The 15,102-nt window shown below is 74.6% G+C and carries 11 protein-coding genes; 9 read left to right on the top strand and 2 right to left on the bottom strand.

Features of this window, described 5'->3' with window-relative positions; translation table 11 throughout:
• Position 1 precedes the first annotated feature (1 nt).
• Positions 2 to 2,530 (top strand): FtsX-like permease family protein, encoded by a 2,529-nt coding sequence (locus ACIQPR_RS10985; protein WP_403645262.1) that lies wholly within the window; start codon positions 2 to 4, stop codon positions 2,528 to 2,530.
• Between the two features lie 70 nt (positions 2,531 to 2,600).
• On the opposite strand, the gene ACIQPR_RS10980 is transcribed toward ACIQPR_RS10985, so the two are convergent.
• Entirely contained in the window at positions 2,601 to 4,190 is a 1,590-nt protein-coding gene (locus ACIQPR_RS10980; RefSeq protein WP_403645259.1) for an XRE family transcriptional regulator, read from the bottom strand.
• Positions 4,191 to 4,407: 217 nt separating this feature from the next.
• Between ACIQPR_RS10980 and ACIQPR_RS10975 the strand changes: the two genes are divergently transcribed.
• The 3 genes from ACIQPR_RS10975 (at position 4,408) to ACIQPR_RS10965 (ending at position 7,019) form a co-directional block, all read left to right on the top strand.
• The gene (locus ACIQPR_RS10975) at positions 4,408 to 4,734 is read left to right on the top strand and encodes a hypothetical protein (protein ID WP_403645256.1); all 327 of its coding nucleotides are present in this window, start codon (positions 4,408 to 4,410) and stop codon (positions 4,732 to 4,734) included.
• A 49-nt stretch (positions 4,735 to 4,783) separates the two neighbouring features.
• A complete protein-coding gene (locus ACIQPR_RS10970) occupies positions 4,784 to 5,551 on the top strand; it encodes a hypothetical protein (protein WP_403645253.1) in 768 nt (255 codons plus the stop codon).
• Positions 5,552 to 5,777: 226 nt separating this feature from the next.
• Complete coding sequence (locus ACIQPR_RS10965; protein WP_403645250.1) at positions 5,778 to 7,019, top strand: serine hydrolase domain-containing protein; 1,242 nt, start codon at positions 5,778 to 5,780, stop codon at positions 7,017 to 7,019.
• Positions 7,020 to 7,088: 69 nt separating this feature from the next.
• On the opposite strand, the gene ACIQPR_RS10960 is transcribed toward ACIQPR_RS10965, so the two are convergent.
• Entirely contained in the window at positions 7,089 to 8,165 is a 1,077-nt protein-coding gene (locus ACIQPR_RS10960) for an endonuclease/exonuclease/phosphatase family protein (protein WP_403645247.1), read from the bottom strand.
• 87 nt (positions 8,166 to 8,252) lie between these two features.
• On the opposite strand from ACIQPR_RS10960, the gene ACIQPR_RS10955 reads away from it, so the two are divergent.
• The 5 genes from ACIQPR_RS10955 (at position 8,253) to ACIQPR_RS10935 (ending at position 15,034) form a co-directional block, all read left to right on the top strand.
• Positions 8,253 to 8,936, top strand: coding sequence for a response regulator transcription factor (locus tag ACIQPR_RS10955; protein WP_403645244.1), 684 nt, complete (start codon positions 8,253 to 8,255; stop codon positions 8,934 to 8,936).
• The gene (locus ACIQPR_RS10950) at positions 8,929 to 10,035 is read left to right on the top strand and encodes a sensor histidine kinase (protein ID WP_403645241.1); all 1,107 of its coding nucleotides are present in this window, start codon (positions 8,929 to 8,931) and stop codon (positions 10,033 to 10,035) included. The genes ACIQPR_RS10955 and ACIQPR_RS10950 overlap by 8 nt, the downstream gene beginning before the upstream one ends.
• Positions 10,036 to 10,137: 102 nt before the next feature.
• Positions 10,138 to 13,167: a hypothetical protein gene (locus ACIQPR_RS10945; protein WP_403645238.1), complete on the top strand. Its 3,030-nt coding sequence runs from the start codon at positions 10,138 to 10,140 to the stop codon at positions 13,165 to 13,167.
• 59 nt (positions 13,168 to 13,226) lie between these two features.
• Positions 13,227 to 14,378: a sensor histidine kinase gene (locus tag ACIQPR_RS10940; RefSeq protein ID WP_403645235.1), complete on the top strand. Its 1,152-nt coding sequence runs from the start codon at positions 13,227 to 13,229 to the stop codon at positions 14,376 to 14,378.
• Positions 14,375 to 15,034, top strand: coding sequence for a response regulator (locus tag ACIQPR_RS10935; RefSeq protein WP_403645232.1), 660 nt, complete (start codon positions 14,375 to 14,377; stop codon positions 15,032 to 15,034). The genes ACIQPR_RS10940 and ACIQPR_RS10935 overlap by 4 nt, the downstream gene beginning before the upstream one ends.
• Positions 15,035 to 15,102 lie beyond the last annotated feature (68 nt).

The raw sequence follows: 15,102 nt of genomic DNA, 5'->3' as shown, positions 1-15,102 counted from the left end.
CGTGTTCCGTCTCGCGCTGCAACTGGTGGGACACCGCATCACCTCGATGGTCGCCGTGGCCTGCGCCGTCCTCGGCGGTGCCGCGCTGCTCACCGTCACCGGTGTCCTGGCCGAGTCCGGCCTCCGCTCCCACCTGCCCGCCGGGCGGCTCGCGGGCGCGTCCGTCGTGGTCGCCGCCGACCAGGAGTTCCACCCGCCCGGCGACCTCCCGCTCGCCCTCCCCGAACGGCGCCGCCTGCCCGCCCGGCTCGTCGGCGAACTGGCCGGGTTGCCGGGTGTCCGCGCTACGGTCGGTGACCTGGCCTTCCCCGCCGCGCTGCTCGACGCCCACGGGCGGGTCGTAGTGGCGAAGGACCCTCGGGTGGCGGGGCACGGCTGGTCCTCGACGAGGCTGCTGGCCGGTGCGCCGCGGATCGAGGGCCGGGCGCCGACCGGGTCCGGCGAGATCGCCGTGGACCGTGCGACCGCCGCCGCGGCGGGCGTCGGGCCCGGCGACGAGGTGCGGGTCGTCGTCAACGCCCGCCCGGCCAGGGCCTATCGGGTCTCGGCGGTGGTCGAGGCACCGGACGCGGGTGTGTACTTCGCCGACAAGTCTGCCGCAGGACTGTGCGGTTGTTCCGGGCGGGTGGATCTGGTGGGGGTGCTCGCCGATCCCGGTGCCGAGGCGCGGGTCGCCGCCGAGGTGCGCAAGGAGCTGGCGGGCAGCGGGCTGCGGACCGTCACCGGGGCCGGGCGGGGGGACACGACCGCGCCGGGGGCCGGGGCGTCACGGTCGCTGCTGGTGCTGCTGGCCGGGTCGCTGTCCGGGATCGTCGTGCTGATCACCGGGTTCGTGATGGCGAGCGCGCTGGCCGTGGCGATCGGCGGGCAGCGCCGTGACCTGGCGCTGATGCGGGCCGTGGGGGCGAGCCCGAAGCAGATCCGGCGGCTGGCCGCCGCGCAGTCCACCGTCGTCGCGGCGGTGGCCGTCGTCCCCGGTGTCGGGCTCGGCTATCTGCTGGCCGGACAGTTCCGGCGGCTGCTCGCCGACCGGGGCGTCGTACCGCCCGAACTGCCGCTCACCTACAGCCCGTTGCCCGCGCTCGCGGCGATCCTGCTGCTGCTCCTGGCGGTGCAGGTCTCGGCCCGCTGCTCGGCCTGGCGGACCTCGCGGATGCCGGCCACCGAGGCGGTCGCCGAGTCCCGCAGCGAGCCGCGCGAGCCCTCGCGGGCCCGGACGCGGGCCGGACTCGTCGTCATGGCCGGCGCGCTGGCGATGTCGGCGCTGCCGTTGTTCTCCCGCACGGTCCTCGCGGCCACGGCCACCTCGATCGCGGGCATCGTCGGGGCGATCGGGCTGGCCCTGGCGGGTCCGGCGCTGGTGCGGGGCGTCGGCGGCGCGGCGGCCCGGGCGGCACGGCACGGCGGTTCGGCGCCGACCTGGCTGGCGACGGCCAACCTGCGCGCCTACGCCCTGCGCAACGCGGGCATCGTCTCCACGCTCGCCATGGCGGTCGTGTTCGTGCTGACGTACACCTTCACCCAGACCACCGTGCTGGCCGCCACCGCGCACGACACCGGAGCCGGAACACTGGCGCAACTGCGGCTGAGCGCACCGGGGTTGGGCGGACTGCCCGCCGACACCCGCGCCGCCGTACGGAAGACGCCCGGGGTGCGGGCCGCCGCGCCGGCCGGTACGACGACCGTGGTGTGGGAGTACGAGCAGTTCGGCGACAAGGTGGCGGAGTCGGGCGCGGCGACGATCCTCACCCCGGACGCGGCGGGCGTCATCGACCTCGACGTGCGGGACGGCGGTCTCGACCGGCTCACCGGGGCGACCGTCGCGGTCAGCTCCGAGGTCGCGCGCAGCCGCTCCGCGACGGTGGGCCGTACGGTGCGGCTGGTCCTCGGGGACGGCACCCGCGTGGCGGCGAAGGTCGTCGCCGTGTACGGGCGGGGCCTGGGCTTCGGCACGGTGGTGCTCTCGCACGACCTCGCCGCCGGGCACACCACGACGGCGCTCGACCAGTCCCTCCTCATCCGCACGGACGGCACGGCGGGGGCCCGGGAACGGCTGACCGCGCTCGTCGCCGACCGTCCCGGCCTGGCTCTCGCGCCCGCCGAACCGCCGTCCACCGGCGGCCTCAAGGACGCGCCGCCCGAGGTGTGGATCAACCTCGCGACCATCGTGGTGCTGCTCGTCTACCTGCTGCTGAGCATCGCCAACAAGCTGGTCGCGGCGACCGCGCAGCGCCGGGTCGAGTTGGGCGCGCTCCGTCTCAACGGGACCACGCCCCGGCAGATCCGCGCGATGATGCGCCGCGAGGCCGCGGTGACCGCCGCCACCGCGCTCACCACCGCCGTGCTGCTCTCCGCGGTCCCGCTCGCCCTGCTGGGGCAGGGCTTCCTCGGCCGCCCCTGGCCGGCGGGCCCGCTCTGGCTGTTGCCCGCGCTCGCCCTCACGGTCACCGCGACGGCCTTCCTCACCGTCGAACTCCCCACCCGCCAGGCCCTGCGCACCCCGCCGGCCGACGCGATCCGCGCCCAATGAGCGCCCAGGGAAACGGACTTGGACCCGGACCCGGACCCGGGCCTGGACTTGGACTTGGCCCCGGCCCCGGCTACCGCAGCGCGCTCGCGCGTCGGTGGCCGGGGATGTCCAGCCACCAGGCCGCCGCCGTGCGGGCCACCGGGAGGTGGTCGGCGCCGGTCAGGATCGTGGTGAGGACGTCGTCGCGCGAGGCCATGCCGAGGGCGTAGACCAGGCTCTCCAGCGTGGCCGCGGTCACCGGGTCCCGGTCGGTCAGCCACACCGCGTGGTGGTGGGCGACGGCGGACCGCAGGAAGTCCCCGGTGGCGCGGTCGGCCGCGACATGGCCCAGGCCGCGCACCGCGGCGTACGCGGTGGACCGGGGCACGCTCGGCAGCACCGCCAGCCGCTGGAGCAGCCCGCGGTGGCGGTGGTCGCCCAGCACGCGCAGCCCCTCCAGGAGCACCACCGCGAGCCGTTCGTGCCGTACGGCCGAGGGGCGGACCAGCTCCGCCGCGAGCGCGTCCGCCAGCACCGGGCGGTAGGGGGTCGCCGCGAGCAGGAACGCGGCGTAGAGGCGGACGTCGAAGAGCGGGCTGCCCAGCGTCTCGGCGACCAGCGCGGCCGGGACCGCGGGATCGCACACCCGGTCGGGTTCCACGGTGCCCAGTCGTGCCGTCACTCTGCGGATCGCCGCAGCCACCAGCGCGTGGGCGTCCGGGTCGGGGGCCTCCCGGTCGCGGTCCCGGTCCGCGTCCCCGGGGCGCCGGCCCAGGACCGCGCGGGCGTACTCGGGGTGCTGCGCGGACAACTGCCCGCGCAGCGGCCCGAGCTGGTCGCCGAACGGGGCGCCGCCGCTGGAGTCCCGCACCGCCCGCACGAGGGTCCGCAGCTGGCCGTCGTCGAAGTGCCGGTAGCGCATCTTGCGGAAGCACGCCATGACCGCGCCCCGGTGCGCCAACGGCCCGCTGGGACAGGCGAGTTCGCTGAGCACCAGGTCGGCCGCGGCGGGATGCCCGCAGTTGTCGAGCGCGCAGACGATCTCGGTCGCCGTCAGCCGGGCCCGTCCGGCGGCCATCGACCCGCACACGGCGATGACGGTAGGGCCGCCCCGCCGGTGGTTCAGCAGCCGGTTGAGGGACTCGAAGCGGAGCATCCACGGCAGGTCGTCGGCGATCACCATCTCCTCGACGAGCCGTTCGGCCAGCGCGGACCAGGTGCCGGACGGCATCAGCACCACGTCGGGGCGCGCGCACAGGCCGTCCACCAGCTGGTCCCAGTCGTCACCGGTCATCACGTCGTGGGACACCGCCTGCTCCAGCAGGTCCTCCATCGGCCTCGCGGCGGGGCCCGCCGGGTCGACGCCGAGGACGGGACCGGGTGCCCAGAAGCGCCACACGGTGCGCGCGGTGGCGGTGAGCGTGTTGCGGGGCAGCGCGAGCAGTTCCTCGTAGCGGCGAACCGCCTGCCAGGGAACGGGCGTTCGGCCGGTCTCCCAGCGCGAGACGGTGCTGACGCTCACCTCGCGGTCGTAGCTCCCGCCGTGGAAGGCCGTCGCGAAGGCCGGCAGCGATCTCAGTGAACTCTCCCCGGCCAGCAGCCGGTTGACCCGTAACAGCCAGGCGACGCGGGCCCGTCGGCCCGGTGCGGCACCCGCGGCGACCGCCGCGTGAACGTCCATCCGGCCAGTCTGGCAGGAGTCGGGCAGCACCCGGGCAAGGACGACAAATCTCACCGCCGTACCCCGTTTCGCGCCGCCGCGCGGCCGTCGTTGCAGCGTTCGGCGAGCCGTGCAACGCGCCCGGAACCGGTGCCGCCGGCGCGGTACCAACGGGGAACCGGCCCGCGTGGAACGGCACTCGGGTCCGGGACAGCACGAGAGACAGGGGGAGAAGCCCATGGTGATGACACTGGTGGTCGTGCATCTGCTCGGGATCCCGATCGCGCTCTGGACCTTCAACGGGCGGGCGGGCGGCTCGTTCTGGCACGGTGTGCCGCCGATGCTGATCCTGATGAGCCCGGAGTGGTTCCTGTTCAGCGTGGTCAAGGCGATCGGCTGGGAGATCACGCTCGCGGTGTGGCTGTTCGGCGGGCAGCCCACCTCGCCGTGGGGCGTACGGCCCGGCAGCCGCTCGGGCCGGATCAGCCGGCTCACCCCGGCCGAGCGCGCCGCCCGCGACCGCGAGGCACGGGCCGCCGAGCGCGCCCGGGTCCCCGGGGCATGAGCGCCACGGCCGGCCGGCCCCGGAACTGCCGTACGACAAGGGGGAGTTGATGGAGATTCTGCAGAGACTGCTGGGGCCCAGGCGGCTGCCGCCCAGCAGGGACGGCTACCAGGCACCCACGGGCGCCCTGGCCCGGGGCTGGGAGTGCGACGACCCGGACTGCGGGGGCGGCGGGTACTTCGACGATCCGCGCCCCGGCATCCCGCGCCGCTGCGCCGACTGCGGGAGCGGTACGTATCCCCGCCACGCGTGGCCGTGGGAGCACGGCGAGGAACGGGCCCGCCTGGACGCCCTGTTGTCCCGGGCCGAGCGGGAGGGCGAGGAGCAGCTCGCGGTGCTCGTCCGGTTCCACCTGCTGGAGTGGACGTTCGAGGACCATCTGATGAAGGGGCATCGCAGGGACGCGCTCGTGACCCTGGCGGACGCCGACACCGGGCTGCGCGCGACGATGCGTCAGGACCGGTACTTCACCGAGGGCTCCCACCGGTTCGGCATGGTGTACGGCGCGCTGCGCAGCGGCGGCCCGGACATCGCGCTGCGCGTGCTCGAACCCTGGGTGACGCTCGCCCGCGAACAGGGCCCGGGCTACGGCACGGACCTGGAGTCCGACAACGCGAGCCGCACCAACTACCGCTCCCTGGTGGGTTCTTGCCTCGACTGGCTGGGCGACGGACGGACCCGGTCCCATCCGCGCCGGCCCACCGTCCTGGCCTGGGCCCTGGACACCGCCCGGCTGCCCCACGTACGGCACTACCTCACCGCCGACCAGGAGACGGCCCTGACGCACCTCGACCCCGGGTGGCGAACCGGGAGGTGAGGACGGGGACCGGTTCCCGGGGGACGGGGAGGGTGCGGGGACCGGTTCCCGGGGGAGGGGGGCGGGCGGGTCCGGGCCAGGGGGGTGCGGACCCGCCCTGTCCGGCGGGACGAACGTCCGTCCGATCGAGTGGACTCGCGGGGGCGCGTGACGCAGGACGGCCCGCCGCCGGGCTCCGGATGGTGGCGTGGCCACCTCAACCCCCGACCGGAAGAAGCGCCCCGGCATGCGACGTACCCCCTCCCGACGCCTGGTGGCAGCCGCGCTGCTGGCGGCGTCCGTACTGATCCCGACGACGATGACATCCGCCGTGGCCACGACGGCCACGGCCACGGCGGTGACCGGCACCACCTCCGCGCCCCACCGGGACGGCTGTCCGCCCGCCGCCGCGGCCGGGCTCGGCCGTACGACGACCGCCCGGCTGGACAAGGCCGTCGCCGACGTCCGCCGCCAGGCCGGCATCCCCGGTGTCGTCGTCGGGCTGTGGCTGCCGGGCAAGGGGTGCTACGTCCGCGCGACCGGCGTCGCCGACACCACCACGCACCGCCCGATGACCACCGGCCTGTACGCGCGCATCGGCAGCGAGACCAAGACCTTCACCGTCACCGCGCTGCTCAGGCTCGTCGACGAGGGCCGGATCCGCCTGGACGACCCGATCTCCCGCTACGTCCGCGGGGTGCCGAACGGCCGGCACATCACCCTGCGCCACCTCGCCGAGATGCGCAGCGGGCTCTTCCCCTACACCGCCGACCCCGACTTCGTGCACGACCTGCTGAGCAACACCGGCCGCTCGTTCACCCCGCGCGAGACACTGGCGTACGGCTTCAGGCACGACAACACCTTCGCGCCGGGCGAGCGGTTCGAGTACTCCAACACCAACCTGGTGCTGCTCGGCCTGGTGATCGAGAAGGTCACCGGCCGGAGCGCCGCCGACGTCATCGACCGGCGCGTGCTGCGCCCGGCCGGTCTCGGCCACACGCTGCTGCCCGGTGGCCCCGAGTTCCCCGACCCGCACGCGCGCGGCTACACCGCCCAGACGCTGAGCGGCGCGGTCGCCGACGCCACGGACTGGAACCCCAGTTGGGCCTGGACGGCCGGCGCGATGATCTCCGACCTGCACGACCTGCGCAGCTGGGCCAGGACCGTCGCGACCGGCACCCTGCTCAGCCCGGAGACCCAACGGCAGCGGCTGCGCATGCTCCCGACCGGCTTCCCCGGCCTCGACTACGGTCTAGGCATCTTCGAGAGCGGCGGCTGGATCGGCCACAACGGCTCCATCCCCGGCTACGAGACCGTGACCGTCTACCTCCCGCCGCTGAAGGCCACCCTGGTCGTGATCCTCAACACCGACATCACCTACGGCGGCCAGGAACCGTCCTCCCTCGTCGCCCGCGCGGTCACCGAGGTCGTCACCCCCGACCACGTCTACGACCGCCCGGTCCCCTCGAACGAGCAGTCGCTCCGCTAGCGGCCCGCCGCCGGGAAGTGGCGGCACCGGTACGGGGAAACCCTCTTCGGGCGTCGGCGACCGGTGGTGTCACCAGCTGACCGACGCCCCCACCGGCAAGTGGTCGCTGCCCGTGGCCGGCAGCACCCACGCCTTCGTCGGCCGTACGCCCCGCACCAGGATCTGGTCGATCCGCGCCACCGGGAACCCGGCCGGCCAGCTGAAGCCGAAGCCGCTCCCGGCCGCGTCCTGGGCCGAGCGCAGCCGCGCGGTCAGGGCGGTGAACGCGCGGTCGTCCGTGGTGCCGTTGAGGTCGCCGAGCAGGACCACCCGCCGGTCCGGCTCGGCGGCGACGGCCTCGGCGAGCGCCCGCGCGCCCCGGTCGCGGTCGCCCGTGCCGAAGCCGCTGGGCAGCACCCGCACGGATCCGAGATGGGCCACGTACACCGCGAGCGGGCCCCGGTCCGTGGTCACCGTGGTGCGCAGCGCCCGGTTGGTGGCCGCCCTGACCGCGGCCGGCAGGCGGTCGGCCAGCGGCCCGACGTCCATCGCGGTGTCGACCGCCCGGGTGCCCGACAGCGGCAGCCTGCTCCACACCCCGACCGTGCCCAGCACCGCGTGGTAGGGGTACGCCGTCGCCAACTCCTTCTCGTACGTGACGCTCGCCCGCGGGGTCAGTTCCTCCAGCGCCAGTACGTCCGCGCCGGAGGCGGCCAGGTCACGGGCGGTACCGGCCGGGTCGGGGTTGCCGGCACTCACGTTGTGGCTGACCAGGGTGAGGTCCCCGACCCCCTGGGACCTGTCGCCGAGCAGCCCGCCGAAGAGGTTCAGCCACGCCACGACCGGCAGCACCAGCGCGACCGTCGCGACGGCGGAGCGGCGCCACAGCGCGCGGGCCAGCAACACCGGCACGAACAGCCCGAACCACGGCAGGAACGTCTCCACCAGGCTGCCGATCCCCCAGACCCGGTCCGGGATCTCCGCGTGCAGCAGCATCAGCAGCCCGAGCGACAGGGCGAGCACGGCCGTCACCCGGGCCCGCCGCCAGGGCCCCGGCCGGGCGAGGGCCCGCGCGGCTCGACGCACCCGGCTCGTCCCGCCGGTCCCGTTCACCCCGCCGGTCCCGCCCGTCCCGCTGATCGTGCCCGTCCCGCTCGTCCCGTCCATGCCGCCAGTCCAGGCCGTGCCGTGTTGCCGGGGCGTATGCGCTTTTCGATATGTCACCGATACGCGCGGGCTCGTAGCCTCGACGGCATGCGTGTGCTGATAGTCGAGGACGAGCCCTATCTGGCCGAAGCCGTCCGCGACGGTCTGCGGCTGGAGGCGATAGCGGCCGACATCGCGGGCGACGGCGACACCGCCCTGGAACTGCTGGACGTCAACGCCTACGACATCGCGGTCCTCGACCGTGACATCCCCGGCCCCTCCGGCGACGAGGTCGCCCGCCGGATCGTCGCCTCCGGCAGCGGCCTGCCGATCCTGATGCTCACCGCCGCCGACCGCATCGACGACAAGGCGTCCGGCTTCGGACTCGGCGCCGACGACTACCTCACGAAACCCTTCGAACTGCGCGAACTCGTGCTCAGGCTCCGGGCGCTCGACCGCAGACGCGCCCACAGCAGGCCCCCGGTGCGGGAGATCGCGGGGCTGCGGCTGGACCCCTTCCGCCGGGAGGTCTTCCGCGAGGGACGCCATGTGGCGCTCACCCGCAAGCAGTTCGCCGTGCTGGAGGTCCTCGTCGCCGCGCAGGGCGGTGTCGTCAGCGCCGAGGACCTGCTGGAACGGGCCTGGGACGAGCACGCCAACCCGTTCACCAACGCCGTCCGCATCACCGTCTCGGCCCTGCGCAAACGGCTCGGCGAGCCCTGGCTGATCGTCACGGTGCCGGGCGTCGGCTACCGCATCGGCCCGGCGGCCGACGGAGGCCCGCGTGGATAGGCCCGCCGGTCTGAGCGTCCGCGTCAGACTCACCCTCAGCTACGCCGGGTTCCTCATGGTCGCCGGGGTGCTGCTGCTCGCCTCCGTGTGGGTGTTCCTGCGCCGGGTGCCGCATGTCGGGCTGCTCCTCATGCCCGCGTACCAGGGCGCCGTCGTGCGGGCCTTCGCCCCGGTCGCGGCCGTCTCGATGGCGTGCCTGCTGGTGTTCGGGCTCGTCGGAGGCTGGTTCCTGGCCGGCCGGATGCTCGCCCCGCTGACCCGGATCACCGCCGCCACCCGGCTGGCCGCGACCGGCTCGCTCTCGCACCGGATACAACTGCCGGGCAGCAAGGACGAGTTCCGCGAACTCGCCGACTCCTTCGACACGATGCTCGCGCGGCTCGAAACACATGTCGCCGCCCAGCGGAGGTTCGCGGCCAACGCCTCGCACGAACTGCGCACCCCGCTGGCCGTCTCCAAGACGCTCCTCGAAGTGGCCCGCACCGACCCGGCCCGCGACACCGGCGAGATCATCGACCGCCTGCACGCCGTCAACACCCGGGCGATCGACCTGATCGAGGCGCTGCTCCTGCTCAGCCGGGCCGACCAGCGGTCCTTCACCCGCGAGGACGTCGACCTGTCGCTGCTGGCCGAGGAGGCCACCGAGACGCTCCTGCCGTTCGCGGAGAAGCACGGGGTCCTGGTGGAGACCGGCGGCGACATCGCGCCGGCCACCGGATCGTCGGCGCTGCTGCTCCAGTTGACGACGAACCTCGTGCACAACGCGATCGTCCACAACCTGCCCGCGCAGGGCACCGTGCGGGTGCGCACCGAGGTCCGCCCGAGGACGGTGGCGCTCACCGTCGAGAACACCGGCGAGCCACTCACCGCGCAGCGCGTCTCGACCCTCACCGAACCGTTCCAGCGCGGCACCGAGCGGGTGCACGGCGACCAGGCGGGCGTCGGCCTCGGCCTGGCCATCGTGGAGACCATCACCCGCGCGCACGACGGCACGCTCACCCTCACGCCCCGCCCGGCGGGCGGACTCCGCGTCACCGTGGAACTCCCCGCGCCGGTCGCACGACCGGACGAACGGCAGCCCGCCGTAGGGCGGTTCTGATCTCCGTGTGACAATCCCGACCTGATGTTCGAAGCCGCTCGACATCGCTCGAAGCGGTGCGAAGGGGGCTTCGAAGAGGGTTCGAGGAGAGATCGGGCTGCCATGCCTTCCCACAGACGCCGCTTGCTCGCTGTCCCGGTCGCGGCCCTCACGGCCCTCGCCGTGGCCCAGGCCGCCGCCACCGTCCCGGCCGTCGCCGCGCCCGCGACGGGGTCCGACCCGGCCGGCGTGTCGACGACCCTCCCCGCGCGGACGACCTCCGTGCCCGCCGCCACCGACCTCTCCGGCTCCGGCCAGGCGGTCGTGTGGAGCCAGACGACCACGGCCGACACGGCGCCGCACGGCTGGCTCGCGGTCGCCGGCGGCACCCCGCAGGACCTCGGCCGCCTCGCCGACACCGGTGAGACGGTCACCGTCCACCCGGTGTCGGTGCAGGACGGTGTCGTGGCCGCGGCCACCTCCGCCAACCCGAACGGCGATCTCGCCGACCACGTCACCCTGCGCCACCTCGACTCCGGCGCCGAGGACGTCCTCCCGGTCGCCTACGACAGTTCGGGCGCCGCGGGCGACGAGCGCTACCGCGGACAGGCCGGCGACGGCATCCTCGTCCAGCAGGCCTACTACGACGACTCCTCCGCCTACCGGGTGCGCCTGGTGCTGCGCGCCCCGGGCGCCGCGGACCGCACCGTCCTGTCCGGCGACGCGCAGTACGAGGTCCTCGACTCGGACGCGGCCGGCGCCCTGGTGGAACGGCGGACCGCGCCCGGCTGGGGCTACGAGATCGTCTACGTCGACCTCACCACCGGCACGACGGTCACCGTGGCCGAGCCCACCACCGGCGAGCTGCCCCAGGCCCTGGAGTTCACCCCGGACCACTTCGGTGTCGTGGACGGCGCGACCCTGACCGAGTGGCGGCGCGCGGCGCCCGGCGACGGCCCGGCCACCGTCACCCTGCCCGTCGCCGACGCCCGCTGGATCAGCGACGACACCCTCGCCTGGTACCAGCGCAACGACGGCGACGCGTCGAACGAGTTGTTCGCTGCCGCCAGGGACGGATCCACGGCGGCCAAGGACCTCGGCGGCAGCTTCCGTGACGTGGAGGTCGGCGACGACGGCAGGATGCGCGCCTCGCTCTACCGCCCCGACGTCGACGCCGCGATCCAGACCCTCACCGCCGGCCGCGTCTCCACCACCGCGGGCGACGCCACCACGATCCCCGCCGGCCCCGCCCGGCTGGACGCGCTCGCCCTGTCCGGCGGCGCGCTCTACACCGCCGACGACTCGTCCCGCCGCGACGGGGTGCTGCTCCGCTCGAACCTGACGGCCGGCCCGTCCGGGGCCTTTGCGAGCACGCCGACGCGGGTGCTGGCGTACTCCGGCGGCCCGGTGCACCAGACGCTCGCCGCCGCCGGCGGCCGGGTCCTGGTCGCGCAGAGCGACGCCTCCGGCGCGGGCCGGTTCGAGGTCTACGACAACGGCACCCCGGTCGGCACCCCGCTGGCCGCCACGGACACCTCGGCGGTGACGGTCGCGGACTTCGACGGCGCCCGCGCGCTGCTCTCCGACCGGACCACCACCTCCGACGGCACCCTCCTCCTCTACACCTTCGCCACCGGCAACTCCCAACGGGTGCCCGCCGGTTCGGCCCTCTCCGGCGGCGCCGTGTACTCCTCGGCGCGCAACGGCACCACGACCACCTGGTCGATCCGCCGCACCGACCTGACGACCGGCACGGTCACCACCGCCGCGACCGTCAACTGCCTTCCCGGCGGCCTCCAGGTGCGCGGTTCCCGCATCCTGCTGACGACCTGCGGCGCGGCCACCACCACCGGTCTGCTGCTCACGGCGGGCAGTTCGGCCACCACCACGGTGGACGCCTCCGTGCGCACCCCGATCCTCGGCACGGACGTCCTCTACACCTTCACCAAGGCCTCGGGCAGCGCCGCTGTCACGCTCAACGTCCAGTCCTTGACCGGCACGGACACCACGGCCCACGCCCTCTTCACGCTCCCCGGCCGGGCCAACACCGCCGCCGCCGAACGCTGGACGGTCGACCGTGACGCACCATGGGCGGCCTGGCTGGACGACTCCGGGGTCACCCACGTGACCTGGGCGGGCGTCCCCACCGCGGCCAAGGCCGCGACCACCCCGACCGGCTTCAGCCCCAACGGCGACGGCTCCTCGGACAGTTGGACCCCGACCTGGACCTACGACCGCCCGGTGAACTGGACGCTCACCCTCAAGTCCGGCTCCACACAGGTGCGTTCACTCACCGGCACCAGCTCCACCGGCAAGGTCGCCCCCTCGTGGAACGGCACCACGCAGACCGGCACGGCGGCCGGCGAGGGCGCCTACACCTGGACGCTGACCGCCACCGACACGGTCACCGGCCGTCCGGCGGCCGACGCCACCGGCAAGGTGACCCTGCGCCGTACCGCCCCCGCCGCCACCGTCACCGCACCGGCCGTCGCGAGCAGCGCGGGAACCACCGCCGCCGTGCCGGTCACCTGGTCGGCGAAGACGGCGGGCGTCACGTCGTACGACATCGGCTGGCGGGTGACCACCCGCGACAGCTCGGGTGCCTGGACGCTCGGCCCGCTGCGGACCTGGCGCACCGCGACCACGGCGACGTCGGCGGCCTTCGGCAAGGCGGACAGCCCGCTGAAGCCGGTGCCCGGAGTGACCTACCGCTTCTTCGTCCGCGCCCACGACGACGCCGGCCAGACCGGTGCGTGGAGCAAGGCGGCGAGCACGGGCATCCCGCTCGACGACCGGGCCGCGGCCCTGCGCTACACGGGCACCTGGAAGTCGGCGTCCTCGACCGCCGCGTGGGCGGGCACCGTCCGCACCTCCGCCACCAAGGGCGCGTCCGTCTCCCTGACGGCGAACGGCACCCAACTCCGCGTCGTGGCCACCAAGAAGTCCAACGGGGGCCGCTTCGCCGTCGTGGTCGACGGAAAGACGATCGGCACGGTCAACACCTACGCCTCGAAGACCGCCTACCGCCAGGTGGTGTTCACCGCCACCCTCGGCACCACGGTCAAGTCCCACAAGATCCAGCTCCGCGTCCTCACGGGCAGCACCTCGGCCCGCTCGACGGTCACCCTGGACGGTGTACTGGTGACCCTCTGACCGACCCGTCCGACCCGTCCGATCCGTGGAGCGGCCCGGTCGCTCGCTACGCTCGGGACGTGGAGGTACGGGCGTTGTGGTGGGGCTCGGCCGGGCTGGTGCTCGCCGTGCCCGGTGCCTCGGTGCTGGTCGCGGGCGCCGGGCACGGGCCGCGACTGGCCGTGGCCCTGCCCCTCGTCCTCGCGCAGGTCCTCGCGCTGCGCCGGCAGTTGCGCGCTCCCGTCGCCGTACTGGCCGTGAACGCGGCGGCCGGACTCGCGGTGTGGGCGCTGCTGCCCGAGGTGTCCCTGACGGGGGCGCTGCTCGCCGCGCAGGTCACGCTCTGCGTGCTGTCGGCCCTCGCGCCGCGCCGGACCTCGCTCGCCGCGCTCGCCGCGCTGTGCCTGCCCGCACCGCTGGCCCTGACCGCGGGCGGCGGCCCCGCCGGAGTGGTCGTCTATCTGCTGGCGGTGGTCCTCGCGTGGACCGCCGGCCAGTGGCGGCGGGCCCAACGGGCCCGCACGGAAGCCGAGTCGCGCCGGGCCGTGGTCGAGGAACGGGCGCGGATCGCGCGCGAGGTGCACGACGTGGTGGCGCACACCCTGTCCGTGATCGTCGTCCAGGCGGGCGCCGCCGACGACGTGTTCGCCCGGCGGCCCGACCAGGCCCGGCAGGCGCTGCGCGCGATCGAGACCGGCGCGCGTTCGGCACTCGGCGAACTACGGCTGCTGCTGCGGGCGTTCGGACCGGAGGAGCCGAGCGACGACACGACAGCCGAACCCCGTGACCCAGGCCCCACCTCCACCTCCACCCCCACCCTCGCCCGCCTCGACGAACTCGTCGACGCGGTCCGCACGACCGGCCTGACCGTGCGCGTCCACCGCGAGGGCGCCCTCGACGGCCTCCCGGCGGGCGTGGACCTGACGGCGTACCGGATCGTCCAGGAGGCACTCACCAACACCCTGCGCCACGCGGCCGACGCCGACGAGGTGAGCGTGCGCGTGACGGCGGACGCGGAGTGCGTCGAGGTCACGGTGGTCGACAACGGCCGAAGTGGAAAGGGAAGTTCGTCCTTGACGAGTGTGGGTGTGGGTATGGGTACGGGTACCGGACGTGGGCTGGTGGGGATGCGGGAACGGGCGCGGCTGGTGGGCGGCGGGCTGCGGGCCGGGCCGCGGACCGGCGGCGGGTTCGAGGTGGTGGCGCGGCTGCCGTTGGGAGGCGGGTCGTGACCGTGCGGGTGGTGGTGGCCGACGACCAGGCCCTGGTCCGTACCGGATTCCGGATGATCATCGACGCCCGGGACGACCTGGCGGTGGTCGGCGAGGCCCCGGACGGCCGCGAGGCGGTCCGGCTGACCCGTGAACTGGCCCCCGACGTGGTGCTGATGGACGTACGGATGCCCGTGCTGGACGGCATCGAGGCCACCCGGCGGATCGTCGCGGACGGCGGCCCGGCCCGGGTGCTGGTGCTCACCACCTGGGACGTGGACGCGCAGATGGTCGCCGCTCTGCGGGCCGGGGCGAGCGGCTTCCTGCTGAAGGACATGCGCCCCGGCGAACTCGCCGACGCGATCCGGGTCACCGCGCGCGGCGACGCGCTGCTGGCCCCGGCCGTCCTGGGCCGCGTCCTCGACCGGTTCCTGAGCACCGCCCCCGACCAGGCACCGCCGCCCTCGCTGCGCGAACTCTCCGGCCGCGAACGCGAAGTCCTCACCCTGATCGGGCAGGCCCTGTCGAACCCGGAGATCGCCGAACGGCTCGGCCTGTCGGAGGCCACCGTCAAGAACCACGTCACCGCGGTCCTGCGCAAACTGGGCCTGCGCGACCGCGTCCACGCCGTCGTCGCCGCCTACGACCACGGCCTGGTCCGCCCGCACCGCCCCTGACCACCGGCCTCCTCCTCAGGGAGGACACCGCGCCGCACTCCTCCCGCGCTCCCAGCGCGGTCCCGTTC

Origin of the sequence: Streptomyces sp. NPDC091280 (genome assembly GCF_044768565.1) — a bacterium.
GTDB lineage: Bacteria > Actinomycetota > Actinomycetes > Streptomycetales > Streptomycetaceae > Streptomyces.
The sequence above is the reverse complement of the archived record's forward strand: the minus strand, read 5'-3'. Positions and strand labels throughout refer to the sequence as shown.

Coding starts and splice junctions, on each gene's coding strand:
- ACIQPR_RS10945 (WP_403645238.1), top strand. CDS start 10,138: ATGCCTTCCCACAGACGCCGCTTGCTCGCTGTCCCGGTCGCGGCCCTC.
- ACIQPR_RS10965 (WP_403645250.1), top strand. CDS start 5,778: ATGCGACGTACCCCCTCCCGACGCCTGGTGGCAGCCGCGCTGCTGGCG.
- ACIQPR_RS10970 (WP_403645253.1), top strand. CDS start 4,784: ATGGAGATTCTGCAGAGACTGCTGGGGCCCAGGCGGCTGCCGCCCAGC.
- ACIQPR_RS10955 (WP_403645244.1), top strand. CDS start 8,253: ATGCGTGTGCTGATAGTCGAGGACGAGCCCTATCTGGCCGAAGCCGTC.
- ACIQPR_RS10975 (WP_403645256.1), top strand. CDS start 4,408: ATGGTGATGACACTGGTGGTCGTGCATCTGCTCGGGATCCCGATCGCG.
- ACIQPR_RS10980 (WP_403645259.1), bottom strand. CDS start 4,190: ATGGACGTTCACGCGGCGGTCGCCGCGGGTGCCGCACCGGGCCGACGG.
- ACIQPR_RS10960 (WP_403645247.1), bottom strand. CDS start 8,165: ATGGACGGGACGAGCGGGACGGGCACGATCAGCGGGACGGGCGGGACC.